Source organism: Pseudonocardia kongjuensis, assembly GCF_039526905.1.
GTDB classification, from domain to species: Bacteria; Actinomycetota; Actinomycetes; order Mycobacteriales; family Pseudonocardiaceae; genus Pseudonocardia; species Pseudonocardia kongjuensis.
In genome coordinates this window covers 1-25,847 of record NZ_BAAAJK010000053.1, presented here as the reverse complement: position 1 = coordinate 25,847, position 25,847 = coordinate 1, and the positions used below count along the sequence as shown (strand labels likewise).

Below are 25,847 nucleotides of genomic sequence, written 5' to 3'. Positions count from 1 at the left end.
CGGAGTTCTCGTCCGCAGTGCTCACTGCGCCACCTCCTCCACGGTCACGAGGTGGCGCACCGTGTGGACGTACCCGCGGTTCTGCGGGGTGTCCGGGCGCTCCACCGTCTGCCGGATCTTGCGCAGGCCCAGCGAACGCAGCGTGTCGCGCTGGTTCTGCTTCGCCCCGATCCGGCTCTTCACCTGGGTGATCCTCAACGTGGCCATGTCGCTCACACCCTCGCCGCGTCGGCCTCGGCGCGCTGACGCATCATGCTGGCCGGGGCGACGTCCTCGAGCGGCAGGCCGCGGCGGGCCGCGACCTCCTCCGGACGCTGCACCGCCTTCAGCGCGGCCACCGTGGCGTGCACGATGTTGATCGCGTTGTCGGAGCCGAGGGACTTGGACAGGATGTCCGAGATCCCCGCGCACTCCAGCACCGCGCGGACCGGGCCGCCGGCGATGACACCGGTACCCGGCGAGGCCGGGCGCAGCATGACGACGCCCGCGGCGGCCTCACCCTGCACGCGGTGCACGATCGTGCCGCCGATGCGCGGGACGCGGAAGAAGTTCTTCTTCGCCTCCTCCACGCCCTTGGCGATCGCGGCCGGCACCTCCTTGGCCTTGCCGTAGCCGACGCCCACCAGGCCGTCACCGTCGCCGACGATCATCAGCGCGGTGAAGCTGAACCGGCGGCCGCCCTTGACGACCTTGGCCACGCGGTTGATCGTGACCAGCCGCTCGATGTACGGGGTCTTGTCCTGGGCCGCCCCGCCACGGCCACCGTCGCGGCGGTCCCGGCTGTTGCGGTTGTCGTTGCTACCGCCGCCGGGCCCTCCGCCGTCACGCCGCGTACGTCCCGGCATCAGACGATCCCTTCAGTGTTCTCGGTCTGGTTCATCAGAACTCCAGGCCCCCCTCGCGGGCGGCGTCGGCCAGGGCGGCGATCCGCCCGTGGTAGCGCAGCCCACCGCGGTCGAACACGACCGCGGAGATGCCGGCCTCCTTGGCGCGGGCGGCGATGAGCTCGCCGACCTTGGCCGCCTTGGCCTTCTTGTCGCCGTCCACGCCGCGCACCTCGGTGTCCAGCGTCGACGCGTGCGCCAGGGTGTGCCCGGCCAGGTCGTCGATCAGCTGCACGGTGATGTGCCGCGACGAGCGGTTGACCGCCAGGCGCGGGCGCACCGGCGTCCCGGAGATCTTCTTGCGGAGCCGGGCGTGCCGGCGGAGGCGCGAGTCGCGGCGCGCACGCGCCACCTGCGACGCCATCCGCCGCCGGGCGGCACCCGACACGGTGTCGTTCTCGGCCATCACTTACCCGTCTTCCCGACCTTGCGGCGGACCTGCTCGCCGGCGTACCGCACGCCCTTGCCCTTGTACGGGTCCGGGCGGCGCAGCTTCCGGATGTTCGCGGCGATCTCGCCGACCAGCTGCTTGTCGATACCGGAGACCGAGAACCGGGTCGGGGACTCGACCGCGAAGGTGATCCCCTCCGGCGGCTCGATCACGACCGGGTGCGAGTAGCCCAGGGCGAACTCCAGGTTCGAGCCCTTGAGCTGGACCCGGTAACCGACGCCGTGGATCTCCAGCTTCTTCTCGTAGCCGGCGCTGACGCCGACCACGATGTTGTTGACGAGGGAGCGGGACAGGCCGTGGAAGGCCCGGACCTCGCGCTCCTCGTTCGGGCGCTTCACCAGCACCGCACCGTCGTCGTCGCGCTCGACCGAGATCGGCTCGACGACGGTGTGCGACAGGGTGCCCTTGGGGCCCTTCGCGGTGACCGTACGGCCGTCGATGGTGATCTCCACGCCGGACGGGACGGTGACGGGCAGCTTTCCGATGCGAGACATCGTTCGTTACCCCTCTCTCACCAGACGTAGGCGAGGACTTCCCCGCCCACGCCGCTCCGGTAGGCCTGCTGGTCGGTCATCAGACCCCGCGAGGTCGAGATGATCGCCACGCCGAGGCCCCCGAGGACCCGCGGCAGGTTCGTCGACTTCGCGTAGACCCGCAGACCGGGCTTGGAGACGCGGCGCAGGCCGGCGATGCTCCGCTCCCGGTTGCGGCCGTACTTCAGCTCGACGACCAGGGACTTGCCGACCTCGGCGTCCTCGGTGTGGTGGGCGGCGATGTAGCCCTCCTTCTGCAGGATCTCCGCGATGGAGACCTTCAGCTTGGAGTGCGGCATCACCACGCGGTCGTGGTAGGCCGAGTTCGCGTTCCGCAGACGGGTGAGCATGTCTGCGATCGGATCGGTCATCGTCATGGTGTCTGTCTCTTTCCCACCGTGGTTCCGCGTACCGGCGCGGCGCCCCTGCTCGGGGCGCCGTGCCGGTGCGGGCCTTCGGCGATCGGGTCGACCCGGGCCCCGCGGCGCGGGGCCTCTCGGATCACCAGCTGGACTTGCTCACACCCGGCAGCTCGCCGGCGTGTGCCATGTCGCGCAGGCACACGCGGCAGAGGCCGAACTTGCGGAAGACCGCACGCGGCCGGCCGCACTTCTGGCAGCGGGTGTAACCGCGAACCGCGAACTTGGGCGTCGCGTTCGCCTTGTTGATGAGCGCCTTCTTCGCCATTCGCTCAGTTCTCCTTGAACGGGAAGCCCAGGTGACGCAGCAGCGCCCGGCCCTCGGCGTTCGTGGTCGCGGTGGTCACCACGGTGATGTCCATGCCCCGCGGGCGGTCGATGGTGTCCGGGTCGATCTCGTGGAACATCGACTGCTCGGTGAGGCCGAACGTGTAGTTGCCGCGACCGTCGAACTGGTCGCCGGACAGACCCCGGAAGTCCCGGATACGCGGCAGCGCGATCGTCAGCAGCCGGTCCAGGAACTCCCACATGCGGTCGTTCCGGAGGGTCACCTTGGCGCCGATCGGCATGCCCTCGCGCAGCTTGAACTGCGCGATCGACTTGGTCGCGCGGCGCAGCTGCGGCTTCTGGCCGGTGATGATGGCCAGGTCGCGCAGGGCGCCGTCGATCAGCTTCGAGTCCCGGGCGGCGTCACCGACACCCATGTTCACCACGACCTTGGTCAGGCCGGGGATCTGCATGACGTTGGTGTAGCCGAAGTCCTCACGGAGCTTGTCGAGGATCTCGTCGCGGTAGCGCTGCTTGAGACGCGGGAGGGTCTTCTCTGCGGTGGTCATCTCAGATCTCCTTCCCGTTGCGCTTGGAGATCCGGACCCGGCGGGACGTGCCGTCCTCGCCCTCGACGGTCGACCGGCCGACGCGGGTCGGCTTGCCGTCGGAGTCGACGACCATCACGTTCGAGACGTGGATGGCCGCCTCCTGGGTGACGATCCCGCCGCTCTCGGCTCCACGCTGGTTCTGGCTGATCCGGGTGTGCTTCTTGATCCGGTTCACGCCCTCGACCAGCACGCGCTGACGCTCCGGGTAGGCCGCGATGACCTTGCCCTTGGCGCCCTTGTCCTTACCGGCGATCACCAGCACGGTGTCGCCCTTCTTCACCTTCATCTTCGCCTTCATGGATCAGAGCACCTCCGGAGCGAGGGAGATGATCCTCATGAACTTGCGGTCGCGCAGCTCGCGCCCGACCGGGCCGAAGATTCGGGTCCCCCGAGGTCCGTTGTCCGGCTTGATCAGGACAGCGGCGTTCTCGTCGAAACGGATGTAGCTGCCGTCGGGACGGCGCTTCTCCTTCTTGGTGCGCACGATGACCGCCTTGACGACGTCACCGCGCTTCACGCCGGCGCCGGGGATGGCCTCCTTGACCGTGGCGACGATGACGTCGCCGATCCCGGCGTAGCGCCGCGCGGAGCCGCCCAGCACCCGGATGCACAGGATCTCCTTGGCACCGGTGTTGTCGGCGACGCGCAGCCGCGACTCCTGCTGGATCACTGTGACTCCTACTTGGCCTTCTCGAGGATCTCCACCAGCCGCCAGCGCTTGGTCGCCGACAGCGGGCGGGTCTCCATGAGGCGAACACGGTCGCCGACGCCGGCGGTGTTCCCCTCGTCGTGCGCCTTGACCTTGCTGGTCCGGCGGATGACCTTGCCGTACAGGGGGTGCTTCACGCGGTCCTCGAGGGAGACGACGATCGTCTTCTCCATCTTGTCGGACACGACCAGGCCCTCGCGGACCTTGCGCTCCCCGCGCTGGGTGTTCTGCTCGGTGCTGGCCTGCTCAGTCACGCCGCGCCCTCGCTCTCGGTCGGGGCGGCGGACAGGCCGAGCTCACGCTCACGCATCACCGTGTAGCAACGCGCGATGTCGTGGCGGACGGCCCGCAGCCGCCGGTTGTTGTCCAGCTGCCCGGTGGCCATCTGGAAGCGGAGGTTGAACAGCTCCTCCTTGGCCTCCCGGACGCGCACGACCAGCTCCTCGTCGGAGAGCTCGCGCAGCTCGGCAGCCTTGGTGTTGCCACTGCTCGCCATCAGATGTCACCACCCTCACGGGACACGATCCGGCACTTCATGGGCAGCTTGTGGATGGCCCGGCGGAGCGCCTCGTGAGCGGTCTCCTTGTTCGGGTAGGTCATCTCGAAGAGGACCCGGCCCGGCTTCACGTTCGTGACCCACTTCTCCGGCGAGCCCTTGCCGGAACCCATCCGGGTCTCGGCCGGCTTCTTCGTCATCGGGATGTCCGGGAAGACGTTGATCCAGATCTTCCCGCCACGACGGATGTGCCGGTTGATCGCGATACGCGCGGACTCGATCTGCCGGTTGGTCACGTAGGCCGGCTCCAGCGCCTGGATGCCCCAGTCGCCGAAGGTGACCGCCGTGCCGCCGCTGGCCATGCCCTTACGCTTCGGCCGGTGCTGCTTGCGGTGCTTGACCTTGCGTGGGATCAGCATCTCTAGCTCTCCCCACCGTTGCTCTGGTTGTCGGTGGACGCCGGGGCCTCGACGGTCGCGGTGGCCGCGCCGCCCTGGCCGCTCTGCGCGGCACGCCCGGCCTCGGTGCTGGTCGCGGTGGTGCCAGAGGCACCCGACCGGCGGCGGGCCGGACGCTCGCGGCGCGGGCCACGGCCCGGCGCCTCGGCGGCGGGCGCGCCCTCGCGGCGGCCACCGACGACGTCGCCCTTGTAGATCCAGACCTTCACGCCGATCCGGCCGAAGGAGGTCCGGGCCTCGAACAGGCCGTAGTCGATGTCCGCGCGCAGCGTGTGCAGCGGGACCCGGCCCTCGCGGTAGAACTCCGACCGCGACATCTCGGCACCGCCGAGGCGGCCCGAGCACTGGACCCGGATGCCCTTGACCTGCGGGCTGCGCATGGCCGACTGGATGGCCTTGCGCATGGCCCGCCGGAAGGCGACCCGGTTCGACAGCTGCTCGGCGACGCCCTGGGCGACGAGCTGCGCGTCCGACTCCGAGTTCTTGACCTCGAGGATGTTCAGCTGGACCTGCTTGCGGGTCAGCTTCTCGAGGTTGCCCCGGATCCGGTCGGCCTCGGCGCCACGCCGGCCGATCACGATGCCCGGACGGGCGGTGTGGATGTCCACCCGCACCCGGTCCCGGGTCCGCTCGATCTCGACCTTGGAGATGCCGGCCCGCTCCATGCCCTTGGAGAGCATGCGGCGGATCTCGACGTCCTCCTTGACGTACTCCGAGTACTGCTTGTCCGCGTACCAGCGGGACTTCCAGTCCGTGGTGATGCCCAGGCGGAAGCCGTGCGGGTTGATCTTCTGCCCCATCAGCGGGCCCTCCCCTTCGCACCACGACGGCCGGCCTGCTGGGTCCGCTTCGGGACCGACTCGACCTCGATGGTGATGTGGCTCGTCCGCTTGCGGATCCGGTAGGCGCGCCCCTGGGCGCGCGGCCGGATCCGCTTGAGCGTCGGGCCCTCGTCGACCATCGCCACGGCCACCACGAGGGTGTCCGGGTTCAGGTCCAGGTTGTTCTGGGCGTTGGCCGCGGCGCTCGCCACGACCTTCGCCACCGGCTCGGCCGCAGCCTGCGGCGAGAACCGCAGGATCGCGAGCGCCTCGTCGACCGGCAGGCCGCGGACCAGGTCCACGACACGACGGGTCTTCATCGGCGAACTGCGGACGAACCTTGCCACGGCGCGCGCACGAGTCGGCTCGAGCGCAGCGCCGGTGGTGTCGGCTGCTGTCTTCACAGCATCAGCCATCTTTCTCCACCTCTCCTAGTCGCTACTCGGGCCGGCTTCTAGCGCCGACGCGCCTTGCGGTCGTCCTTGATGTGTCCCCGGAAGGTCCGGGTCGGGGCGAACTCGCCCAGCTTGTGCCCGACCATCGAGTCGGACACGAACACCGGCACGTGCTTGCGGCCGTCGTGCACCGCGATGGTGTGACCGATCATGTCCGGGATGATCGTGGACCGACGGGACCACGTGCGGATGACGGTCTTCTTGCCGGACTCGTTGAGGGCGTCCACCTTCTTGAGCAGGTGGTCGTCCACGAAGGGGCCCTTCTTCAGGCTGCGCGGCATCTTTACCTCCCTGCTCAGCGCTTCTTGCCGGTACGGCGCCGGCGGACGATCAACTTGTCGGAGGGCTTGTTCTTGCGGGTGCGGCCCTCGGGGGTACCGGCCGGGTTGACCGGGTGGCGGCCACCGGAGGTCTTGCCCTCACCACCACCGTGCGGGTGGTCCACCGGGTTCATGGCGACACCACGGACGGTCGGGCGCTTGCCCTTCCACCGCATCCGGCCTGCCTTGCCCCAGTTGATGTTGGCGTGCTCCGAGTTGCCGACCGCGCCGATCGTCGCGCGGCAGCGGACGTCGACGTTGCGGATCTCGCCGGAGGGCATCCGCAGCTGCGCGTAGGGCCCGTCCTTGGCGACCAGCTGGACGCCGGCACCGGCCGAGCGCGCGATCTTGGCGCCGCCACCGGGGCGGAGCTCGATCGCGTGCACCACGGTGCCCGTCGGGATGTTGCGCAGCGGCAGGTTGTTGCCCACCTTGATGTCGGCCCGGGGGCCGTTCTCGATCGGGTCGCCCTGCTTCAGCCGGGCCGGCGCGATGATGTAGCGCTTCTCGCCGTCGGCGTAGTGCAGCAGTGCGATCCGCGAGGTGCGGTTCGGGTCGTACTCGATGTGCGCGACCTTCGCCGGGATCCCGTCCTTGTCGTTGCGACGGAAGTCGATCAGGCGGTAGGCACGCTTGTGGCCGCCACCCTGGTGCCGGGCGGTGACCCGCCCGTGCACGTTGCGGCCGCCACGGTTGTGCAGCGGGCGCAGCAGCGACTTCTCCGGGTGGTCCCGGGTGATCTCGGCGAAGTCCGAGACGCTCGAGCCACGGCGGCCCGACGTCGTCGGCTTGTACTTACGAATGGCCATCGGTCTGCTCGCTCCCTCAGCTCGCCGGGCCACCGAAGACGTCGATCGTCTTGCTCTCCGGGGAGAGCGTGACGACCGCGCGCTTGGTGTCCTTGCGCTTGCCGTAGCCGGTGCGGGAGCGCTTGCGCTTGCCCGGGCGGTTCAGCGTGTTCACGCTGGTCACCTTGACCCCGAACACCTTCTCCACGGCGATCTTGATCTGGGTCTTGTTCGCGTCCGGCGCGACGATGAAGGTGTACTGGCGCTCGTCGAGCAGCCCGTAGCTCTTCTCCGAGACGACCGGACGCAGCAACACGTCCCGCGGGTCCGTGATCACTTGTCGGCCTCCTCAGCGGTGCCGGCGGAACGCCGGCCGGCGGCCTTCGGCTTCGCGACCGGGCCCGCCAGGAACTCGTCCAGCGCCACCTGCGTGAACAGCACGACGTCGTTGATCAGCACGTCGTGGGTGTTCAGCTGGTCCGGCGCGATCAGGTGCACCTGCGGCAGGTTGCGCAGGCTCAGCAGGGTGGTCTCGGCGCCGCGCTCGACGACGGCCAGCACCCGGCTGGTCCCGGCCTCGGGCAGCACGGTCTCGAGGACCTTGCGGGCCGCCTTCGTCGAGGGCGTGCCCTCGGCCAGGAACTCGGTCACGACGTGCACGCGGCCGGCGCGGGCCCGGTCGGAGAGGGCGCCACGCAGGGCGGCGGCCTTCATCTTCTTCGGGGTCCGCTGCGAGTAGTCGCGCGGCGTCGGGCCGTGCACGATGCCACCGCCGGCGAACTGCGGCGCGCGGACCGAGCCCTGACGGGCGCGGCCGGTGCCCTTCTGCCGGTACGGCTTGCGGCCACCGCCGCGGACCTCGCCGCGGCCCTTGGTGTCGTGCGTGCCCTGGCGGGCCGCGTTCAGCTGCGCGGTCACCACCTGGTGCATCAGCGCGATGTTCGCCGTCGTGTCGAAGACGTGCTCCGGCAGCTCGACGCTGCCCTTCGCGGTGCCCTCGGGGGTCTTGATCTGCACGGTGCTCACTTGCCATCACCCTTCGCGGGGGTCTTCACCACGACGAGCCCACCGCGGGGACCGGGGACCGCGCCCTTGATGAGCAGCAGGCCGCGCTCGGCGTCCACCCGGTGAACCTTCAGGTTCTGCGTGGTCTGGCGGTTCGAGCCCATCCGGCCGGCCATCCGCACACCCTTGAACACGCGGCCCGGGGTGGCGCAGCCGCCGATGGAGCCCGGCGAACGGTGCTTGCGCTGGGTGCCGTGCGAGGCGCCCAGGCCGTGGAAGCCGTGACGCTTCATGACACCGGCGAAGCCCTTGCCCTTGGTCACGCCGACCACGTCGACCTCGGCCACCTCGGCGAACGCCTCGACGGTGACCTCCTGGCCCGGCGTGTAGTCGGCGGCGTCGGAGGTGCGCAGCTCCAGCAGGTGCCGGCGCGGCGTGACGCCCGCCTTGGCGAAGTGGCCGGTCTCCGGCTTGTTCACCTTGCGCGGGTCGATGGCGCCGTAGGCGAGCTGGACGGCGGTGTAGCCGTCGGTCTCCTCGGAGCGCACCTGGGTCACGACGTTCGGCTCGGCCTGAACCACGGTGACCGGCACGACGCGGTTGTTCTCGTCGAACACCTGGGTCATCCCGAGCTTGGTGCCCAGGATCCCGGTGACCTTCTTCGTCTGCTTGGTCGCAGTCGTCTTCATCGTCTTCGCCCCCACGCCTACTGGATGTTGACGTCGACGCTCGCCGGGAGGTCGATGCGCATGAGCGCGTCGACGGTCTTCGGCGTCGGGTCGAGGATGTCGATCAGCCGCTTGTGCGTGCGCATCTCGAAGTGCTCGCGCGAGTCCTTGTACTTGTGCGGCGAGCGGATGACGCAGTACACGTTCTTCTCGGTCGGCAACGGCACGGGGCCGACGACCCGGGCACCGGTACGCGTCACGGTCTCCACGATCTTGCGAGCAGACGCGTCGATTGCCTCGTGGTCATAGGCCTTGAGCCTGATGCGGATCTTCTGTCCCGCCATGGTCGTCGGTCGTCCTCTTCTTCCTGCCGCGGGGGTTGCGCGGTGTCGGCCCCGTTCGAGACAGCACGGCGCGAGCTCTCCACCGTCTGCGGCCGGCTACGGCCCGTGCTCTGTTCAGGTCTGTCGGCCCGGAGTGGTCCCGGTGCTCCGGGACCTCGCTCCTGCCGGGGCTCTCCGGTCCACGAGGTCGGGCGTGTCGCGCCCGGTTCCCATGGTCGTGCCCGGGTCACCGCGTCCCACCCCCTTGGGGCGGGCATGTCGCTCGGTTATCCCGGCCTCACGGCCGGGGGGTCACAAGGAACATGGCGCGTGGGGCGCGACACCTGGACTACCGGAGGTCCGGGAACAGGGGCGGCGCTTCCGCGCGCCATGCTCATCGTGCAACCCGTCAAGGATGCCACACGCTCGTGTAGCGCCCTCGACCGGGGGGTGGATCGGATGGCGGCCGGCCGGATCGGGTCCGGCCGGCCGCCCCCGCCACCTCAGGAGTTGATCTTGGTGACCTGTCCGGCACCCACGGTCCGGCCACCCTCACGGATGGCGAACTGCAGGCCCTCCTCCATGGCGATCGGCTGGATCAGCTGAACGCTCATGGTGGTGTTGTCACCCGGCATGACCATCTCGGTGCCCTGCGGGAGGGTCACGACGCCGGTCACGTCGGTCGTCCGGAAGTAGAACTGCGGACGGTAGTTGTTGAAGAACGGGGTGTGACGGCCGCCCTCGTCCTTGCCCAGGATGTACACCTGGCCCTCGAACTCGGTGTGCGGGGTGATCGAACCCGGCTTCACGACGACCTGGCCGCGCTCCACGTCCTCACGCTTGATGCCGCGCAGGAGCAGACCGACGTTCTCGCCGGCCCGGCCCTCGTCGAGGATCTTGCGGAACATCTCGACACCGGTGACGGTGGTCGAGGTCTTGTTGGGCCGGATGCCGACGATGTCGACCGACTCGTTGACCTTGACGATGCCCCGCTCGATGCGGCCGGTGACGACCGTGCCGCGACCGGTGATCGTGAAGACGTCCTCGACCGGCATGAGGAACGGCTTCTCGATGTCCCGCTCCGGCTCCGGGATGGCCTCGTCGACCGCGTCCATCAGCTGGACGATGGCCTCGGCCCAGGTGTCGTCGCCCTCGAGCGCCTTCAGCGCCGAGACGCGGACGATCGGGAGGTCGTCGCCCGGGTAGTCCTGAGCCGACAGCAGCTCACGGACCTCCATCTCGACGAGCTCCATGATCTCCTCGTCGTCGACCATGTCGGCCTTGTTCAGCGCGACGACGATGTAGGGCACGCCGACCTGGCGGGCCAGGAGCACGTGCTCACGGGTCTGCGGCATCGGGCCGTCGGTCGCCGCGACCACCAGGATCGCGCCGTCCATCTGGGCGGCACCGGTGATCATGTTCTTGACGTAGTCGGCGTGACCGGGGCAGTCCACGTGGGCGTAGTGCCGCTTCTCGGTCTGGTACTCGACGTGCGCGATGGAGATCGTGATACCGCGCTGGCGCTCCTCGGGCGCCTTGTCGATCATGTCGAACGCCGAAGCCTCGTTGAGGTTCGGGAACTTGTCGTGCAGAACCTTGGTGATGGCCGCCGTCAGCGTGGTCTTGCCGTGGTCGATGTGACCGATGGTGCCGATGTTGACGTGCGGCTTGGTCCGCTCGAACTTCGCCTTCGCCACTGCTGGGTCCTCCTGGACTGTCTTGTTCTCCGCCGAGCTGACGGCAGGTCTGGTGGTGTGAGGTGCGGGCCGCGGACCTTACCGATCCGCGGACCGCACCCTCCGAGCAGGTCGGGCCGGAGCCCGCCCCGGGGGAACTCGTTACTGCGTTCCTCGCTCGCTGGCGCTCGCTGCGATGCTTACTCGCCCGTCGCCTTCGCGATGATCTCCTTGGCCACGTTCTGCGGCACCTCCGCGTAGGAGTCGAAGACCATCGTGTAGTTCGCCCGGCCCTGGGTCCGCGACCGCAGGTCGCCGACGTAGCCGAACATCTCGGACAGCGGCACGAGCGCCTTGACGACGCGGGCGCCTGCCCGCTCCTCCATGGCCTGGACCTGGCCGCGGCGGGAGTTGAGGTCGCCGATGACGTCGCCCATGTAGTCCTCGGGCGTCATGACCTCGACGGCCATCATCGGCTCGAGGATGGCGGGGCTCGCCTTGCGGGCCGCCTCCTTGAACGCCATCGAACCGGCGACCTTGAAGGCCATCTCCGAGGAGTCGACCTCGTGGTACTGCCCGTCCAGCAGCGTCAGCTTCACGCCGACCACCGGGTAGCCGGCCTGGATGCCGTACTGCATGGCGTCCTGGACACCCTGGTCGACCGACGGGATGTACTCCCGCGGGATGCGACCACCGGTGACCTTGTTCTCGAACTCGTACAGCGCACCGTCGCCGCCGGTGAGCGGCTCGAGGCTGATGATGACGCGGGCGAACTGGCCCGAGCCACCGGTCTGCTTCTTGTGCGTGTACTCGTACTTGGTGACCGGCTGCCGGATGGTCTCCCGGTAGGCGACCTGCGGCTTGCCGATGTTCGCCTCGACCTTGAAGTCGGACTTCATCCGGTTGACCAGCACCTCGAGGTGCAGCTCGCCCATGCCGGCGATGATCGTCTGGCCGGTCTCGTCGTCCAGGGAGACCTGGAACGTCGGGTCCTCCTCGGCCAGCTTCTGGATCGCCAGGGAGAGCTTCTCCTGGTCCGCCTTCGACTTCGGCTCGACGGCCACCTGGATGACCGGGTCCGGGAAGGTCATCGACTCGAGGACGATCGGGTTCTGCGGGTCGCAGAGCGTGTCCCCGGTGGTCGTGTCCTTCAGGCCGATCACCGCGTAGATGTGGCCCGCGATGGCCTCGTCGACCGGGTTCTCCTTGTTGGAGTGCATCTGGAAGAGCTTCCCGATGCGCTCCTTGCGGTCCTTGGTCGAGTTGATGATCTGCGCGCCGGCGGCGACCCGGCCCGAGTACACCCGGACGTAGGTCAGCTTGCCGAAGAACGGGTGCGCGGCGATCTTGAACGCGAGCGCCGAGAACGGCTCGTCCTTCGACGGCTTGCGGCTCGCCGCGGTCTCGCCGTCGGTCAGGAAGCCCTCGACCGGCGGCACGTCGTACGGCGACGGCAGGTAGTCGATGACCGCGTCCAGCATCGGCTGGACGCCCTTGTTCTTGAACGCCGAGCCGCACAGGACCGGGTACGCGGCACGGTTGGTCACCAGTGCCCGGATACCGGTCTTGATCTGCTCGGTGGTCAGCTCCTCGCCGCCGAGGTAGAGCTCCATGAGCTCGTCGTCGGTCTCGGCGACCGCCTCGACCAGCATGGTGCGGTACTCCTCGGCCCGCTCCTGCAGGTCGGCCGGGATCTCCTCGACCGCGTAGTCCTCGCCCTTGGCCACCTCGCCGCGCCAGGTCAGCGCGCGCATCTGGACCAGGTCGACGACACCGATGAAGTCGTTCTCCGAGCCGATCGGGATCTGCAGCGGCAGCGGGGTCGCGTTCAGCCGGTCCTTGATGGTGCGGACGGTGAAGTAGAAGTCCGCGCCCAGCTTGTCCATCTTGTTGACGAAGCAGATCCGCGGGACGTCGTACTTGGTCGCCTGGCGCCAGACCTGCTCGGACTGGGGCTCGACGCCCTCCTTGCCGTCGAAGACCGCGACGGCGCCGTCGAGCACCCGCAGGGACCGCTCCACCTCGACGGTGAAGTCGACGTGCCCGGGGGTGTCGATGATGTTGATCTGGTGGTCTTTCCAGAAGCAGGTCGTCGCGGCGGACGTGATCGTGATGCCGCGCTTCTGCTCCTCCTCCATCCAGTCCATGGTGGCGGCGCCGTCGTGCACCTCACCGAGCTTGTAGTTGATCCCGGTGTAGTACAGGATCCGCTCGGTGGTGGTGGTCTTACCGGCGTCGATGTGGGCCATGATGCCGATGTTGCGGACCTTCGTGAGGTCCGTCAGCACATCCTGTGCTGCCACTGCTCAGCTCTCCCTCGATCGCGAGTTGGCGCCCGACGGTCGGCCGGTCACCAGCGGTAGTGGGCGAAGGCGCGGTTCGACTCCGCCATCTTGTGCATGTCCTCGCGCCGCTTGACGCTGGCGCCGAGGCCGTTGCTCGCATCGAGCAGCTCGTTCATCAGCCGCTCGATCATGGTCTTCTCGCGGCGCTGGGCCGAGTAGGTCACCAGCCAGCGCAGACCCAGGGTGGTCTGCCGGGAGGCGCGCACCTCCACCGGCACCTGGTAGGTGGCGCCACCGACGCGGCGGCTGCGCACCTCGAGGGCCGGCTTCACGTTGTCCAGCGCGCGCTTGAGCGTGACGACCGGGTCGGTGCCGGTCTTGTCGCGGGTGCCCTCCAGGGCGGCGTAGACGATGCGCTCGGCCAGCGAACGCTTGCCGTCCTTGAGCACCTTGTTCACCAGCTGGGTGACCAGCGGCGAGCCGTAGACCGGGTCCGAGACCAGCGGACGCTTCGGGGCGGGGCCCTTGCGGGGCATCAGCTCTTCTCCTTCTTCGCGCCGTAGCGGCTGCGGGACTGCTTGCGGTTCTTGACGCCCTGGGTGTCCAGCGATCCGCGGATCACCTTGTACCGCACACCCGGGAGGTCCTTCACTCGCCCGCCGCGCACCAGCACGATCGAGTGCTCCTGCAGGTTGTGGCCCTCACCGGGGATGTAGGCGGTGACCTCGATGCCGCTCGACAGGCGCACGCGGGCGACCTTGCGCAGCGCGGAGTTCGGCTTCTTCGGAGTGGTCGTGTAGACGCGCGTGCAGACGCCGCGGCGCTGGGGGCTCCCCTTCAGCGCGGCCGTCTTGGTCTTCGAGACCTTGTCCTCACGGCCCTTTCGGACCAGCTGCTGGATCGTGGGCATGAACCGTCTGCTTCTTCCCGTCGGTGGCTCGACTGTCTCGCTCGTCGCTGTTCTGTGTTCGCATCTGTGTTCGCACTGCCGGCCCTGCCGGTGCCCCGGGGGGCGGGCGCCGGAGCGGCTCCGGCGAGTCGCTGCTCGCGGGCCGCCCGTCGCTCCGATCCCCGAGGTCGGGCGTGTCGCCCCGGGCACGCTCGGAGCCGGAAGGGCCCCGCGGAGGCTGTCGGGACGTCCACCGTGCCCGTCACCGGGACGCAGTGCCGGCCCGGCCGGGACAACCGGCTCGGACCTGTACGCCACGGGGCACGCGGACTCGCCCGACCGGAGTCGAGCGCAAGACACGAGGATACTCGGCCCTCTTGAAGGCGGTCAAAGCGGGTCCCTCACGGACACCGCTCCGGGTCCTCCGGGGGCTTCGGAAGACCTCTGATCCACCGGAGATGAGCTCCGGAGGAGACCTGCTGACCCGGACCCTGCCGTAGACGACAGTCCCTGGCAAGCGGACTCACCCGCTCGTCGCAGACCGTCGGCCGCTCGGCGCGTCCGGGCCGGAGATGGGCGATCGGTGTGCCGCACCGGATGCGGGCCGCCTCTCGGCCGCCCGCGATTCCGGTTACCGTCCGGTATGCACCTGCCGACGGCCGTCAACCGATTCGCCACGCGTGCGCTCGTCGCGCCGCTCCTGTCGCCGACCCTACCGGTAGCCGTCCGGCGTGCCGGACTCGACCTCGTCGGCGCCTCGCTCCCCCTCCCCCGCGGCACCCGCCGCGCGCACGGCGAGCTCGGTGGTGTCCGCACCGAGGTGATCGCGCCGGCCGGGCCGTTCGGCCCGCACCGGGTGATCTACCTGCACGGCGGCGGCTATCTGGTCGGCTCGCCCGCCTCGCACCGGCCGCTGGTGGCCGGCCTGGCCCGGGCCACCGGGACGCCGGTGCACGTGCCCGCGTACCGGCTGGCGCCCGAGCACCCGTTCCCGGCCGCCCTGGACGACGCGCTGGCCGCCTGGCACGCGCTGCGTGCCGCCGGACACCCTGCACAACGCATCGCGGTGGCCGGTGATTCCGCGGGGGGCGGGCTGGCCGTGTCGCTGCTGCTGCGGCTGCGCGCCGAGGGCGAGGAGCTGCCCGGCGCGGTCGGGCTCATCTCGCCGTGGCTGGACCTCACCCTGACCGCGGATGCGCTGTCCCGCAACGCGTCCAGCGACGCGATGCTGGACCCGTCGTGGCTGGCGTCGGCGGTCGCCGACTACACCGGCAGCCGCGCCGGGGCGCCCGAGCTCAGCCCGCTCGACGCCGATCTCGCCGGGCTCCCGCCGCTGCACGTGGTGGCCGGCGCCGAGGAGGTGCTCGTCGACGACGCGGACGCGCTGGTGGAGCGGGCCCGCGCCGCCGGCACGCCCGTGACGTACTCCCGGGTGGCCGGGATGTGGCACGCCTTCCCGGTCCTCGCCGGCCTCCTCGCCGAGGCCGACGACGCGCTCCGCACGCTCGGCCTCGCCCTGCGCGCCGACTGCACCCGCTGACCCCACCCCCTGACCCCGCGGCCGCACACCCGTCCGCCCTGCCGCACACCGGGCGCAGCGGGTGTGCGGCGGGTCGAGGGGGTGTGCCGCTTGGTCCGGACGCACGAACGGGGCCGGACACCACCACGGGAGAGCGGTGTCCGGCCCCGTCCGGGACCTCTCCGGTGCCCCGGGCCCGCCGTCGCGGACCCGGGGCGTGCGACCACCTAGCGGTAGTCGCGGCCGAAGTCGTAGTCGTCCAGCGGCACCGCGGCACCGGTGCCCGTGCCGAACACGTCGGGGCTGTAGAAGCCGTCGTCGTAGCTCGGCAGCGCGTAGGCGGCCGCGCGGGCCTCCTCCGTGGGCTGGACCTGGATGTTGCGGTACCGGTTGATGCCGGTGCCGGCCGGGATCAGCTTGCCGATGATCACGTTCTCCTTGAGCCCGACGAGCTTGTCGCGCTTTCCGTTGATCGCGGCATCGGTGAGGATCCGGGTGGTCTCCTGGAACGAGGCCGCGGACAGCCACGACTCCGTCGCCAGCGAGGCCTTGGTGATGCCCATGAGGACCGGACGGCCGGAGGCCGGCTCGTTGCCCTCGGCCACCACGCGCCGGTTCTCCGACTCGAACTCGCCCCGCTCGGCGAGCGCGCCGGGCAGGAACTCGGTCGCACCGGAGTCGATGATCGTGACCCGGCGCAGCATCTGCCGGACGATGACCTCGATGTGCTTGTCGTGGATGTCCACGCTCTGCGTGCGGTACACCTTCTGCACCTCACGCACCAGGTGCAGCTGCACCTCGCGCGGGCCCATGACGCGCAGCACCTCGTGCGGGTCCGCCGTGCCCTCGAGGAGCAGCTGGCCGACCGTCACGTGGTCGCCGTCGGCCAGCGGCCGCTCGACGCCGTCGACCGAGGTCATCCCGAGCCACTGCCGCTTGGACAGCTTCTCGTAGACGATCTCCTCGCCGCCGTCGTCCGGGATCAGCGTGATCTTCCAGAAGCGGTCGCCGTCCTCGATGCGGATGCGGCCGTCGACGTCGGCGATCGGCGCCTTGCCGCGCGGGACCCGGGCCTCGAAGAGCTCGGTGACACGCGGCAGACCGGTCGTGATGTCGTCGCCGGCCACGCCGCCGATGTGGAAGGTACGCATCGTCAGCTGCGTGCCCGGCTCACCGATCGACTGGGCGGCGACGATGCCGACGGCCTCGCCGACGTCGACCAGCTTGCCGGTCGCCATCGAGCGGCCGTAGCACATGCCGCAGATGCCGGTGGCCGACGCGCAGGTCAGCGCGGACCGCACCCGGATCGTCTTCACGCCGGCCTCGACCAGCGCGTCCAGTGCGGGGTCACCGAGGTCGTCGCCCTTGCGGACGATGACCGTGCCGTCGGGCGCGGTGACCTCCTCGCCGGAGGTCCGGGCGTAGACCGAGGTGCGCAGGTAACGGTGCGGGATGAGCCGCCCGTCGCTGGTCTCCTCGGTGACCGCCATCGGGATGGCGCGCTCGGTGCCGCAGTCGACCTCGCGGACGATGACGTCCTGCGACACGTCGACCAGCCGCCGGGTCAGGTAACCCGAGTCGGCGGTCCGCAGCGCGGTGTCCGCCAGACCCTTCCGGGTGCCGTGCGTGGAGATGAAGTACTCCAGCACGGACAGGCCCTCGCGGAAGTTCGACTTGATCGGCCGCGGGATGTACTCGCCCTTGGGGTTCGCCACCAGGCCCTTCATGCCCGCCAGCTGGCGGACCTGGGCCATGTTGCCCGCGGCACCGGACTGCACGATCGTCGGGATCGGGTTGTCCTGGGGGAAGTTCTCCTCCATCGCCCGCGCGACCTCCTCGGAGGCCTGCGACCAGATCTTGACCATCTCGTCGTTGCGCTCCTGGTGCGACAGGGCACCACGCTGGTAGCGCTTGTTGATCTGGTCGGCCTTCGCCTCGTACGAGTCGAGGATCTCCTGCTTGCGCGGGGGGACCACGACGTCGTCGATGGCGAGGGTGACGCCGGAGCGGGTCGCCCAGTAGAAGCCCGCGTCCTTGAGCCGGTCCAGGACCTGCGCGACCTCGGTCATCGAGTAGCGCTCGGCCAGGTCGTTGATGATCGCGGCCTGGCGCTTCTTGGGCAGCGGCTCGTTGACGTACGGGTAGTCCGCGGGCAGGAGCTCGTTGAACAGCACCCGGCCCAGGGTCGTCTCCGCCGTCCAGACGCCCTCCTCGGTGACCGACTCGGCAGCGGCACCCGGGGTGGGCACGACCTGCGGGAGCCGGATCTTGATCGGCGCCTGGAGGTGCAGCACCTTCCGGTCGTAGGCCATGATCGCCTCGGCCGACGAGCCGTAGTGGTTGCCGGCGCCCTCGGCCTCGTCGCGCTGGCGGGTCAGGTGGAACAGACCCGTCACCATGTCCAGGCGCGGCATCGCCAGCGGGCGGCCGGACGCCGGGGACAGGATGTTGTTCGACGACAGCATCAGCACCCGGGCCTCGGACTGCGCCTCGGCCGACAGCGGCAGGTGCACCGCCATCTGGTCACCGTCGAAGTCCGCGTTGAACGCCTCGCAGACCAGCGGGTGCAGCTGGATGGCCTTGCCCTCCACCAGCTGCGGCTCGAAGGCCTGGATGCCGAGGCGGTGCAGCGTGGGCGCCCGGTTCAGCAGCACCGGGTGCTCGGAGATGACCTCCTCCAGCACGTCCCACACCTGCGAGCGGCCGCGCTCGACCATCCGCTTGGCCGACTTGATGTTCTGCGCGTGGTTGAGGTCCACCAGGCGCTTCATCACGAACGGCTTGAACAGCTCCAGCGCCATCTGCTTGGGCAGGCCGCACTGGTGCAGCTTCAGCTGCGGGCCGACGACGATGACCGAACGGCCGGAGTAGTCGACGCGCTTGCCGAGCAGGTTCTGCCGGAACCGGCCCTGCTTGCCCTTGAGCAGGTCGGACAGCGACTTGAGCGGGCGGTTGCCCGGCCCGGTCACCGGCCGGCCGCGGCGGCCGTTGTCGAACAGCGCGTCGACGGCCTCCTGCAGCATCCGCTTCTCGTTGTTGACGATGATCTCGGGCGCGCCGAGGTCGATCAGTCGCTTGAGGCGGTTGTTCCGGTTGATGACCCGGCGGTACAGGTCGTTCAGGTCCGACGTCGCGAAGCGGCCACCGTCGAGCTGCACCATCGGGCGCAGGTCCGGCGGGATGACCGGGACGCAGTCGAGCACCATGCCCATCGGCGAGTTGCCGGTGGACTGGAACGCCGCGACGACCTTCAGCCGCTTGAGCGCGCGCAGCTTCTTCTGGCCCTTGCCGGACCGGATGATCTCGCGCAGCTTCTCGGCCTCGGCCTCGATGTCGAAGTTCTCCAGCAGCTTCTGGATCGCCTCGGCACCCATGGCACCGGTGAAGTAGTCGCCGTAGCGGTCGTACAGCTCGCGGTAGATCGACTCGTCCGCGATCAGCTGCTGGACGTCCAGCTTGGTGAAGGTGGTCCAGATCTCGTCGAGCCGGTCCAGCTCGCGCTGGGCCCGGTCGCGGAGCTGGCGCATCTCCCGCTCGCCGCCGTCCTTGACCTTGCGCCGGACGTCGCCCTTGGCACCCTCGGCCTCGAGCTCGGCGATGTCGGCCTCGAGCTTCTGGGCCCGGGCCTCCAGGTCGGCGTCGCGGGTCTGCTCGATCCGCCGGCGCTCCACGCTCATCTCGTTCTCGAGCGTGGACATGTCGTTGTGCCGCAGCTCCGTGTTCACCGAGGTGATCACGTACGCCGCGAAGTAGATGATCTTCTCGAGGTCCTTGGGAGCCAGGTCGAGCAGGTAGCCCAGCCGGCTCGGGACGCCCTTGAAGTACCAGATGTGGGTGACCGGCGCGGCCAGCTCGATGTGGCCCATCCGCTCACGCCGCACCTTGGCGCGGGTGACCTCGACGCCGCAGCGCTCGCAGATGATGCCCTTGAACCGGACGCGCTTGTACTTGCCGCAGTAGCACTCCCAGTCCCGGGTCGGACCGAAGATCTTCTCGCAGAAGAGCCCGTCCTTCTCCGGCTTCAGGGTGCGGTAGTTGATGGTCTCGGGCTTCTTGACCTCACCGTGCGACCACTGGCGGATGCCTTCGGCGGTGGCCAGGCCGATGCGCAGTTCGTCGAAGAAGTTGACGTCGAGCACGTAAGTCCTCTGTTTCTTCGTTTTAAGGTCGGCTAGTCGAACGGCAGGGTCAGTTGACGACGTCGTCGACGGTCATCGACTCCGAGCCGGGGCGGCTGGACAGGTTGATGCCCAGGTTCGCCGCGGCGCGCTCGAGGTCCTCGTCGTCGGCGTCCCGCATCTCGATCGCCGCACCGTCGCTGGAGAGCACCTCGACGTTCAGGCAGAGCGACTGAAGCTCCTTCAGCAGCACCTTGAACGACTCGGGGATCCCCGGCTCCGGGATGTTCTCGCCCTTGACGATCGCCTCGTAGACCTTGACCCGGCCCACGACGTCGTCGGACTTGATCGTCAGCAGCTCCTGCAGGGTGTACGCCGCGCCGTACGCCTGCATCGCCCAGCACTCCATCTCACCGAAGCGCTGGCCACCGAACTGCGCCTTACCGCCCAGCGGCTGCTGGGTGATCATCGAGTACGGGCCGGTGGACCGGGCGTGGATCTTGTCGTCCACCAGGTGGGCCAGCTTCAGGATGTACATGTAGCCGACCGCGACCGGGAACGGGTACGGCTCGCCGGAGCGGCCGTCCAGCAGGTTCGCCTTGCCGTCCGACCCGACCATCCGCTCGCCGTCCCGGTTGGGCAGCGTGCTGCCCAGCAGGCCGGTGATCTCGTGCTCGCGGGCGCCGTCGAAGACCGGGGTCGCGGTCTTCGTGTCGGCGGGCACCGAGTACAGCTCCTCGGGCATCCGGGAGGCCCACTCGGGCGTGCCCTCGATCTCCCAGCCGGTCTTGGCGATCCACCCGAGGTGGGTCTCCAGGATCTGGCCGATGTTCATCCGGCGCGGCACACCGTGGGTGTTCAGGATGATGTCGACCGGCGTGCCGTCCGCGAGGAACGGCATGTCCTCCACCGGGAGGATCTTGCCGATGACGCCCTTGTTGCCGTGCCGGCCGGCGAGCTTGTCGCCGTCGGAGATCTTGCGCTTCTGGGCCACGTACACGCGGACCAGCTCGTTGACGCCGGGAGCCAGCTCGTCGTCGTCGTCGCGGGAGAAGACCCGGATGCCGATGACCTTGCCGTTCTCGCCGTGCGGCACCTTCAGCGAGGTGTCGCGCACCTCGCGCGCCTTCTCACCGAAGATCGCGCGCAGCAGCCGCTCCTCCGGGGTCAGCTCGGTCTCGCCCTTCGGGGTGACCTTGCCGACCAGGATGTCGCCGGGCTGGACCTCGGCACCGATCCGGATGATGCCGCGCTCGTCGAGATCGGCGAGCACGTCCTCGGAGACGTTCGGGATGTCCCGCGTGATCTCCTCGGCACCCAGCTTGGTGTCCCGGGCGTCGACCTCGTGCTCCTCGATGTGGATCGAGGTGAGGACGTCGTCCTGCACGAGGCGCTGCGACAGGATGATCGCGTCCTCGTAGTTGTGGCCCTCCCACGGCATGATCGCCACGAGCAGGTTCTTGCCCAGCGCCATCTCGCCGTTCTCGGTGCACGGACCGTCGGCGAGCACCTGGCCCACCTCGACCCGCGCGCCCTCGTCGACGATCGGCTTCTGGTTGTTGCAGGTGCCCTGGTTCGAGCGGCGGAACTTGTTCAGACGGTAGGTCTGACGCTGCCCCTCGTCGTCCATGACGGTGATGTAGTCGGCGCACAGCTCCTCGACCACACCGGCCTGCTCGGCCACCACGACGTCGCCGGCGTCGACCGCGGCGCGCAGCTCCATGCCGGTGCCGACCAGCGGCGACTCGGAGCGGAGCAGCGGCACGGACTGGCGCTGCATGTTCGCGCCCATCAGCGCGCGGTTCGCGTCGTCGTGCTCGAGGAACGGGATCATCGCCGTCGCGACCGACACCATCTGGCGCGGCGAGACGTCGATGTAGTCGACGCCCGAGGGCGAGATCAGGTCGACCTCGCCGCCCTTGCGGCGGACGAGCACCCGGTCCTCGGCGAAGGAGCCGTCGTCGTTGAGCCGGGCGTTGGCCTGGGCGACGACGAAGCGGTCCTCCTCGTCGGCCGTCAGGTAGTCGATCTGCGAGGTGACCACGCCGTCGACGACCTTGCGGTACGGCGTCTCGATGAAGCCGAACGGGTTGACCCTGGCGAACGACGACAGCGACCCGATCAGGCCGATGTTCGGGCCCTCCGGGGTCTCGATCGGGCACATCCGGCCGTAGTGCGACGGGTGGACGTCGCGGACCTCCATGCCGGCCCGCTCCCGGGACAGACCGCCCGGGCCGAGCGCCGAGAGCCGGCGCTTGTGGGTCAGGCCCGCGAGCGGGTTGTGCTGGTCCATGAACTGGGACAGCTGCGAGGTGCCGAAGAACTCCCGGATCGCGGCCGTGATGGGCCGGGTGTTGATCAGGGTCTGCGGCGTGATGGCCTCGACGTCCTGCGTGGTCATCCGCTCACGGACCACCCGCTCGGTCCGGGACAGGCCGACCCGCACCTGGTTCTGGATCAGCTCGCCGACGGTGCGCAGGCGCCGGTTGCCGAAGTGGTCGATGTCGTCGGTCTCGACCGGGATCTCGTTCTCCCCGACGGTCATCGTGGTCTCGCCGGCGTGCAGCCGGACGAGGTACTCGATGGTCGTCGCGACGTCCTCCTCGGTCAGCGTGCCGACCGAGTTGTCGATGTCCAGACCGAGCTTCTTGTTGGCCTTGTAGCGCCCGACCTTGGCCATGTCGTAGCGCTTGTCCTTGAAGAACAGGTTCTCCAGGAGGGCCTGGGCGCTCTCCCGCGTCGGCGGCTCGCCGGGGCGCAGCTTGCGGTAGATGTCGAGCAGCGCCTCGTCCTGACCCGCGGTGTTGTCCTTCTCCAGCGTGGTCATGATCGTCTCGGAGAAGCCGAAGCGCTCGCCGATCTGCTCGGCGGTCCAGCCGAGGGCCTTGAGCAGCACGGTGACCGGCTGCCGGCGCTTGCGGTCGATCCGGACGCCGACGGTGTCGCGCTTGTCGACGTCGAACTCCAGCCAGGCACCCCGGCTCGGGATGATCTTGACGGAGTAGACGTCCTTCTCGGTCGTCTTGTCGATCGCGTGGTCGAAGTAGACGCCGGGCGACCGGACGAGCTGGGACACCACGACACGCTCGGTGCCGTTGATGATGAAGGTGCCCTTGTCGGTCATCACCGGGAACTCGCCCATGAAGACCGTCTGGGACTTGATCTCGCCGGTGGTGTTGTTGGTGAACTCCGCCGTGACGAACAGCGGGGCCCCGTAGGTCATGTCCTTGTCCCGGCACTCCTCGACGGAGGCCTTGACCTCGTCGAAGCGGGGATCGGAGAAGGACAGCGACATCGACCCGGAGAAGTCCTCGATCGGGGAGATCTCGGTGAGGATCTCCTCCAGACCGCTGACCGGAAGGTCGTCGCCGGCCTCGATCCGGCGCTGGAACCAGGCCTCGCTGCCCACCAGCCATTCGTAGGACTGGATCTGCAGGTCGAGCAGGTCCGGGACCTCCAGCGGCTCGGCGATCTTCGCGAAGCTGACCCGGGTGGGTGCGCCGGGGTAGTTCGGGTTCGCCGAAGCGGAGAGGGTCGAGGTGGTCGCGGCGGCGCGGGAGACAGCCAAGATGCGTCCTTCCGAGAACTGCGCTTCTCGTCTGGCGTACGCCGGTGGCGAGCGCTACCGTCTCCCTCGATCCGATCGGGTCTCCCCCGGACCGACGGTCGATAGCGGGCCCACGTCGCACGCCGTCTGTTGTCAGGCACTGCTGAACGCGGTCGGGCCCCACACGCGCTCCGCCGGACCCTCTCCGGCGGTCGGCCTGGCAGAACCAGTCCCGGCCCGGATACTTCCCGGTAGCAAGCGCGCAGAGCCTGGCCGCAGGCAGCGCAAAGAATGACTATAGCTGCTCAGAACGCAGCTGTCGAGACAGGTCGCCGATTCCAACACTCAGGCAACCATCGTTGTCCAAGAGTGACCTGCGCGGCGCACCGAGTCAAGCCCCGATCCGTCGATGAGCGGTCGAATGCCCGGGACGACCGGTAGGCCCCTCGCCCGTTCCGGGCGATTTTCATGATCGTCGCCACCGGCCGGGCGCCGACCGGGCGGACGGCCCGGCAACGACGGAGGGGCGGGACCCGGTGCGGGTCCCGCCCCTCCGGGCGAGTGGGCGTGCGCGGCACGCCCGGCTCAGCGTGAGGTCACTTGAGGGAGACCTTCGCGCCGGCCTCCTCGAGCTTGGTCTTGGCGGCCTCGGCGGCGTCCTTGCCCACGGCCTCCAGGAGCGCCTTCGGGGCGGACTCGACGAGGTCCTTGGCCTCCTTGAGGCCCAGCCCGGAGACGACCTCGCGGACGACCTTGATGACCTGGATCTTCTTGTCGCCGGCGCTCTCGAGGACGACGTCGAACTCGTCCTTCTCCTCCTCGGCGGGAGCAGCGGCGCCACCGGCGGCCGGGCCGGCGGCCGCGACGGCGACCGGGGCGGCGGCGGTGACGTCGAAGGTCTCCTCGAACTTCTTCACGAAGTCCGAGAGCTCGATCAGGGTGAGCTCCTTGAAGGCGTCGAGCAGCTCGTCGGTGGACAGCTTCGCCATGATGGCGTCCTTTCTCTACAGCAGACTGGGGGTGGTGGAGATCAGCTCTCGGCGGAGTCGCCGTCGGCCTCGGCCGGGGCGGGCTCGCCGTCGGCCTTCTTGTCGGCCAGCGCCTGGGCGAGCCGGGCGACCTGCGAGGCCGGCTGGCTGAACAGCGTCGCCGCCTTCGACAGGTTGGCCTTCATCGCGCCGGCGAGCTTGCCGAGCAGCACCTCGCGGGACTCGAGGTCCGCGAGCTGCTCCACCTCGGCGGTGGACAGGGCGCGCCCGTCCATGTACCCGCCCTTGATGGACAGGCCCGGGTTCTCCTTGGCGAAGGTCTTGATCGCCTTCGCCGCGTCGACGGGCTCGCCCTGGATGAACGCGATCGCGGTCGGGCCGGCGAGCAGGTCGTCCAGACCCTGCACCCCGGCGTCCGCTGCCGCACGCTTGACCAGGGTGTTCTTCGCGACGCGGAAGTTCGCGGTCGCACCCAGGTCCCGGCGCAGCTGGGTCAGCTTGGCGACGCTGAGCCCGCGGTACTCGGTGACGACCGACGCGGATGACTCGCGGAACCGGTTGGCGATCTCGTCGACCGCCGCGACCTTGTCGGGTCGTGCCATCGCTGCCCTCCTCTCGGGTGGTTGGTCCTCGTGCTCTTGCGGTGTGCCACCGCCCGGACCCCGAGAGACGACGAACGCCCCGTGCGCAGGGCACGGGGCGTGAAGATCGTGCGGGCGCCGAGCGCCCTGCATCGCCTCGTCCTCCTGCGCGGGTCGCCCGGTGCTCCGGGACCTTCGTGCCTCCGGACGAGTCCGGGGGGCAGACCTGCGGTCTTCGGTGGATCGACGACAACGGTACGCCTGCGTCCCGCACCCCCGTGCACCGGGGGTGCGGGACGGGCCCGGGCCGGGTTCAGGCCGGGTTCATGGCGGAGATCTTCCAGCGGCCGTCGACGAACTGGGCGTCGACCCGCAGCCGGGCGGCAGCGGCGCCCTCCTGGGGCACGCCGGCGTCGTCCTCGCGGCGGATGACCTGGTTGACGAACACGTAGACCGACGCGTCGTCGCCGTCGATGCGGGCGACCGCCGACTTCGGGATCGTCGCGGTGACGACGGCGTTCTGCTGCGGCGCGAGCTCCCGGACGCTGCCGAAGATCCGGTCGAACTCGGGCTGGAACTCCGGCGTGATGACGGCGCGGGCGTCGTCCTCGGCCTGCTGGAGCCGGGCGTGGTCGAACGAGTAGACCTTGGTGACGGCCTCGGTGACCTGCTCGCTGACCTGGGCGGTGGCGCCGACGTCGGTGAGTGCGGTGTTCCCGGCCGAGCCGGTGAAGGCGGTGCGGTACCAGGAGACGCCGAAGAACACCGCCGCCGCGGTCAGCAGCACGGTGACCGCGAGCAGCGCCGCGGCGCCCCGGGTGGTCGCCGGGGCGGTGAGCAGGGCGGCGGCCCGGCCGCGCGCCCGGGGGGCCGGCGGGTCGTCCGCGGTGTCGGCCGGGCCGGTGCTGCCCGGGCCGGCGGGGCCCCCGGTGGTGCTGCTGCCCCCGATGCTGCTGCCCTCGGTGGTGCCGCTGCCCTCGGCGGCGCGGCTGCCCTCGGCGGCGCGGCTGCCCTCGGCGGCGCGGCCGCCGGGGC

General features: G+C 69.6%; 30 protein-coding genes. 1 reads left to right on the top strand and 29 read right to left on the bottom strand.

Translation table 11 applies throughout. The features are described from left to right. Positions 1-21: 21 nt before the first annotated feature. From rpmD to rpsL, 24 genes are all read right to left on the bottom strand, one after another. Positions 22-207 (bottom strand): 50S ribosomal protein L30, encoded by a 186-nt coding sequence (gene rpmD, locus ABD160_RS29810; RefSeq protein WP_344028880.1) that lies wholly within the window; start codon positions 205-207, stop codon positions 22-24. Between the two features lie 5 nt (positions 208-212). Further along, positions 213-845 carry a 30S ribosomal protein S5 gene (gene rpsE / locus ABD160_RS29805; RefSeq protein WP_085912602.1) on the bottom strand — a complete coding sequence of 211 codons (633 nt, stop codon included), beginning with the start codon at positions 843-845 and terminating at the stop codon, positions 213-215. A 34-nt stretch (positions 846-879) separates the two neighbouring features. Continuing rightward, positions 880-1,248: a 50S ribosomal protein L18 gene (rplR, locus tag ABD160_RS29800; RefSeq protein WP_425563691.1), complete on the bottom strand. Its 369-nt coding sequence runs from the start codon at positions 1,246-1,248 to the stop codon at positions 880-882. Between the two features lie 41 nt (positions 1,249-1,289). Then, positions 1,290-1,829: a 50S ribosomal protein L6 gene (gene rplF / locus ABD160_RS29795; protein ID WP_344028871.1), complete on the bottom strand. Its 540-nt coding sequence runs from the start codon at positions 1,827-1,829 to the stop codon at positions 1,290-1,292. Positions 1,830-1,846: 17 nt separating this feature from the next. Then, positions 1,847-2,245 (bottom strand): 30S ribosomal protein S8, encoded by a 399-nt coding sequence (rpsH, locus tag ABD160_RS29790; protein ID WP_344028868.1) that lies wholly within the window; start codon positions 2,243-2,245, stop codon positions 1,847-1,849. Positions 2,246-2,369: 124 nt separating this feature from the next. Further along, entirely contained in the window at positions 2,370-2,555 is a 186-nt protein-coding gene (locus tag ABD160_RS29785) for a type Z 30S ribosomal protein S14 (RefSeq protein WP_068797778.1), read from the bottom strand. Positions 2,556-2,559: 4 nt separating this feature from the next. Beyond that, positions 2,560-3,123 (bottom strand): 50S ribosomal protein L5, encoded by a 564-nt coding sequence (gene rplE / locus ABD160_RS29780; protein ID WP_344028865.1) that lies wholly within the window; start codon positions 3,121-3,123, stop codon positions 2,560-2,562. A 1-nt stretch (position 3,124) separates the two neighbouring features. Then, entirely contained in the window at positions 3,125-3,451 is a 327-nt protein-coding gene (rplX, locus tag ABD160_RS29775; protein ID WP_344029796.1) for a 50S ribosomal protein L24, read from the bottom strand. A 15-nt stretch (positions 3,452-3,466) separates the two neighbouring features. After that, a complete protein-coding gene (gene rplN / locus ABD160_RS29770) occupies positions 3,467-3,835 on the bottom strand; it encodes a 50S ribosomal protein L14 (protein ID WP_068797776.1) in 369 nt (122 codons plus the stop codon). Between the two features lie 8 nt (positions 3,836-3,843). Then, positions 3,844-4,128, bottom strand: coding sequence for a 30S ribosomal protein S17 (rpsQ, locus tag ABD160_RS29765; protein WP_344028858.1), 285 nt, complete (start codon positions 4,126-4,128; stop codon positions 3,844-3,846). Then, positions 4,125-4,370, bottom strand: a complete 246-nt coding sequence (gene rpmC, locus ABD160_RS29760) for a 50S ribosomal protein L29 (RefSeq protein WP_020622931.1) — start codon at positions 4,368-4,370, stop codon at positions 4,125-4,127. The genes rpsQ and rpmC overlap by 4 nt, the downstream gene beginning before the upstream one ends. Next, positions 4,370-4,789 (bottom strand): 50S ribosomal protein L16, encoded by a 420-nt coding sequence (gene rplP, locus ABD160_RS29755; RefSeq protein WP_344028856.1) that lies wholly within the window; start codon positions 4,787-4,789, stop codon positions 4,370-4,372. Before rplP ends, rpmC begins: the two co-directional genes overlap by 1 nt. A 2-nt stretch (positions 4,790-4,791) precedes the next feature. Further along, positions 4,792-5,628 (bottom strand): 30S ribosomal protein S3, encoded by an 837-nt coding sequence (rpsC, locus tag ABD160_RS29750; protein WP_344028852.1) that lies wholly within the window; start codon positions 5,626-5,628, stop codon positions 4,792-4,794. Then, positions 5,628-6,065: a 50S ribosomal protein L22 gene (rplV, locus tag ABD160_RS29745; protein ID WP_344028849.1), complete on the bottom strand. Its 438-nt coding sequence runs from the start codon at positions 6,063-6,065 to the stop codon at positions 5,628-5,630. Before rplV ends, rpsC begins: the two co-directional genes overlap by 1 nt. Positions 6,066-6,103: 38 nt before the next feature. Next, on the bottom strand, positions 6,104-6,385 hold the full coding sequence (rpsS, locus tag ABD160_RS29740; RefSeq protein WP_020622935.1) for a 30S ribosomal protein S19: 282 nt from the start codon (positions 6,383-6,385) through the stop codon (positions 6,104-6,106). 14 nt (positions 6,386-6,399) lie between these two features. Next, on the bottom strand, positions 6,400-7,233 hold the full coding sequence (rplB, locus tag ABD160_RS29735) for a 50S ribosomal protein L2 (protein WP_344028846.1): 834 nt from the start codon (positions 7,231-7,233) through the stop codon (positions 6,400-6,402). A 16-nt stretch (positions 7,234-7,249) separates the two neighbouring features. After that, positions 7,250-7,549, bottom strand: a complete 300-nt coding sequence (gene rplW, locus ABD160_RS29730; protein ID WP_344028843.1) for a 50S ribosomal protein L23 — start codon at positions 7,547-7,549, stop codon at positions 7,250-7,252. Continuing rightward, positions 7,546-8,238, bottom strand: coding sequence for a 50S ribosomal protein L4 (gene rplD / locus ABD160_RS29725; protein ID WP_344028840.1), 693 nt, complete (start codon positions 8,236-8,238; stop codon positions 7,546-7,548). Before rplD ends, rplW begins: the two co-directional genes overlap by 4 nt. Then, positions 8,235-8,906 (bottom strand): 50S ribosomal protein L3, encoded by a 672-nt coding sequence (rplC, locus tag ABD160_RS29720; protein WP_344028838.1) that lies wholly within the window; start codon positions 8,904-8,906, stop codon positions 8,235-8,237. Before rplC ends, rplD begins: the two co-directional genes overlap by 4 nt. Before the next feature lie 17 nt (positions 8,907-8,923). After that, positions 8,924-9,229: a 30S ribosomal protein S10 gene (rpsJ, locus tag ABD160_RS29715; protein WP_003938093.1), complete on the bottom strand. Its 306-nt coding sequence runs from the start codon at positions 9,227-9,229 to the stop codon at positions 8,924-8,926. 482 nt (positions 9,230-9,711) lie between these two features. Beyond that, on the bottom strand, positions 9,712-10,905 hold the full coding sequence (tuf, locus tag ABD160_RS29710) for an elongation factor Tu (protein WP_344028836.1): 1,194 nt from the start codon (positions 10,903-10,905) through the stop codon (positions 9,712-9,714). Between the two features lie 179 nt (positions 10,906-11,084). Beyond that, positions 11,085-13,187: an elongation factor G gene (gene fusA, locus ABD160_RS29705; protein WP_344028833.1), complete on the bottom strand. Its 2,103-nt coding sequence runs from the start codon at positions 13,185-13,187 to the stop codon at positions 11,085-11,087. A 47-nt stretch (positions 13,188-13,234) separates the two neighbouring features. Beyond that, the gene (gene rpsG, locus ABD160_RS29700; RefSeq protein ID WP_344028829.1) at positions 13,235-13,705 is read right to left on the bottom strand and encodes a 30S ribosomal protein S7; all 471 of its coding nucleotides are present in this window, start codon (positions 13,703-13,705) and stop codon (positions 13,235-13,237) included. Then, on the bottom strand, positions 13,705-14,079 hold the full coding sequence (rpsL, locus tag ABD160_RS29695; RefSeq protein WP_020622943.1) for a 30S ribosomal protein S12: 375 nt from the start codon (positions 14,077-14,079) through the stop codon (positions 13,705-13,707). Before rpsL ends, rpsG begins: the two co-directional genes overlap by 1 nt. A gap of 622 nt (positions 14,080-14,701) precedes the next feature. Here rpsL and ABD160_RS29690 point away from each other — a divergent pair. Further along, a complete protein-coding gene (locus ABD160_RS29690) occupies positions 14,702-15,598 on the top strand; it encodes an alpha/beta hydrolase (RefSeq protein WP_344028826.1) in 897 nt (298 codons plus the stop codon). 206 nt (positions 15,599-15,804) lie between these two features. Here ABD160_RS29690 and ABD160_RS29685 read toward each other — a convergent pair whose 3' ends face one another. From ABD160_RS29685 to ABD160_RS29665, 5 genes are all read right to left on the bottom strand, one after another. Then, positions 15,805-19,716, bottom strand: a complete 3,912-nt coding sequence (locus tag ABD160_RS29685) for a DNA-directed RNA polymerase subunit beta' (RefSeq protein WP_344028823.1) — start codon at positions 19,714-19,716, stop codon at positions 15,805-15,807. Positions 19,717-19,765: 49 nt separating this feature from the next. Beyond that, entirely contained in the window at positions 19,766-23,263 is a 3,498-nt protein-coding gene (gene rpoB / locus ABD160_RS29680; protein WP_344028820.1) for a DNA-directed RNA polymerase subunit beta, read from the bottom strand. 575 nt (positions 23,264-23,838) lie between these two features. Continuing rightward, positions 23,839-24,231, bottom strand: coding sequence for a 50S ribosomal protein L7/L12 (gene rplL, locus ABD160_RS29675; RefSeq protein ID WP_344028818.1), 393 nt, complete (start codon positions 24,229-24,231; stop codon positions 23,839-23,841). A gap of 41 nt (positions 24,232-24,272) precedes the next feature. Next, on the bottom strand, positions 24,273-24,833 hold the full coding sequence (rplJ, locus tag ABD160_RS29670; protein ID WP_344028815.1) for a 50S ribosomal protein L10: 561 nt from the start codon (positions 24,831-24,833) through the stop codon (positions 24,273-24,275). 292 nt (positions 24,834-25,125) lie between these two features. Next, the coding region (locus tag ABD160_RS29665) for a hypothetical protein (protein ID WP_344028811.1) at positions 25,126-25,847 on the bottom strand (722 nt) is incomplete at its 5' end.

Excerpts from the sequence above, each read along its gene's own strand:
- rplX (WP_344029796.1), bottom strand. The coding sequence starts at position 3,451 with ATGAAGGTGAAGAAGGGCGACACCGTGCTGGTGATCGCCGGTAAGGAC.
- rpmC (WP_020622931.1), bottom strand. The coding sequence starts at position 4,370 with ATGGCGAGCAGTGGCAACACCAAGGCTGCCGAGCTGCGCGAGCTCTCC.
- rplB (WP_344028846.1), bottom strand. The coding sequence starts at position 7,233 with ATGGCCATTCGTAAGTACAAGCCGACGACGTCGGGCCGCCGTGGCTCG.
- rplL (WP_344028818.1), bottom strand. The coding sequence starts at position 24,231 with ATGGCGAAGCTGTCCACCGACGAGCTGCTCGACGCCTTCAAGGAGCTC.
- rpmD (WP_344028880.1), bottom strand. The coding sequence starts at position 207 with ATGGCCACGTTGAGGATCACCCAGGTGAAGAGCCGGATCGGGGCGAAG.
- rpsG (WP_344028829.1), bottom strand. The coding sequence starts at position 13,705 with ATGCCCCGCAAGGGCCCCGCCCCGAAGCGTCCGCTGGTCTCGGACCCG.
- rplP (WP_344028856.1), bottom strand. The coding sequence starts at position 4,789 with ATGCTGATCCCACGCAAGGTCAAGCACCGCAAGCAGCACCGGCCGAAG.
- rpsH (WP_344028868.1), bottom strand. The coding sequence starts at position 2,245 with ATGACGATGACCGATCCGATCGCAGACATGCTCACCCGTCTGCGGAAC.
- rplE (WP_344028865.1), bottom strand. The coding sequence starts at position 3,123 with ATGACCACCGCAGAGAAGACCCTCCCGCGTCTCAAGCAGCGCTACCGC.
- ABD160_RS29785 (WP_068797778.1), bottom strand. The coding sequence starts at position 2,555 with ATGGCGAAGAAGGCGCTCATCAACAAGGCGAACGCGACGCCCAAGTTC.
- ABD160_RS29690 (WP_344028826.1), top strand. The coding sequence starts at position 14,702 with ATGCACCTGCCGACGGCCGTCAACCGATTCGCCACGCGTGCGCTCGTC.
- rplC (WP_344028838.1), bottom strand. The coding sequence starts at position 8,906 with ATGAAGACGACTGCGACCAAGCAGACGAAGAAGGTCACCGGGATCCTG.
- rpsL (WP_020622943.1), bottom strand. The coding sequence starts at position 14,079 with ATGCCCACGATCCAGCAGCTGGTCCGAAAGGGCCGTGAGGACAAGGTC.
- rplV (WP_344028849.1), bottom strand. The coding sequence starts at position 6,065 with ATGGCTGATGCTGTGAAGACAGCAGCCGACACCACCGGCGCTGCGCTC.
- rplR (WP_425563691.1), bottom strand. The coding sequence starts at position 1,248 with ATGGCGTCGCAGGTGGCGCGTGCGCGCCGCGACTCGCGCCTCCGCCGG.
- rpsJ (WP_003938093.1), bottom strand. The coding sequence starts at position 9,229 with ATGGCGGGACAGAAGATCCGCATCAGGCTCAAGGCCTATGACCACGAG.
- rplF (WP_344028871.1), bottom strand. The coding sequence starts at position 1,829 with ATGTCTCGCATCGGAAAGCTGCCCGTCACCGTCCCGTCCGGCGTGGAG.
- rpsE (WP_085912602.1), bottom strand. The coding sequence starts at position 845 with ATGCCGGGACGTACGCGGCGTGACGGCGGAGGGCCCGGCGGCGGTAGC.
- rpsS (WP_020622935.1), bottom strand. The coding sequence starts at position 6,385 with ATGCCGCGCAGCCTGAAGAAGGGCCCCTTCGTGGACGACCACCTGCTC.
- rplJ (WP_344028815.1), bottom strand. The coding sequence starts at position 24,833 with ATGGCACGACCCGACAAGGTCGCGGCGGTCGACGAGATCGCCAACCGG.
- rpsC (WP_344028852.1), bottom strand. The coding sequence starts at position 5,628 with ATGGGGCAGAAGATCAACCCGCACGGCTTCCGCCTGGGCATCACCACG.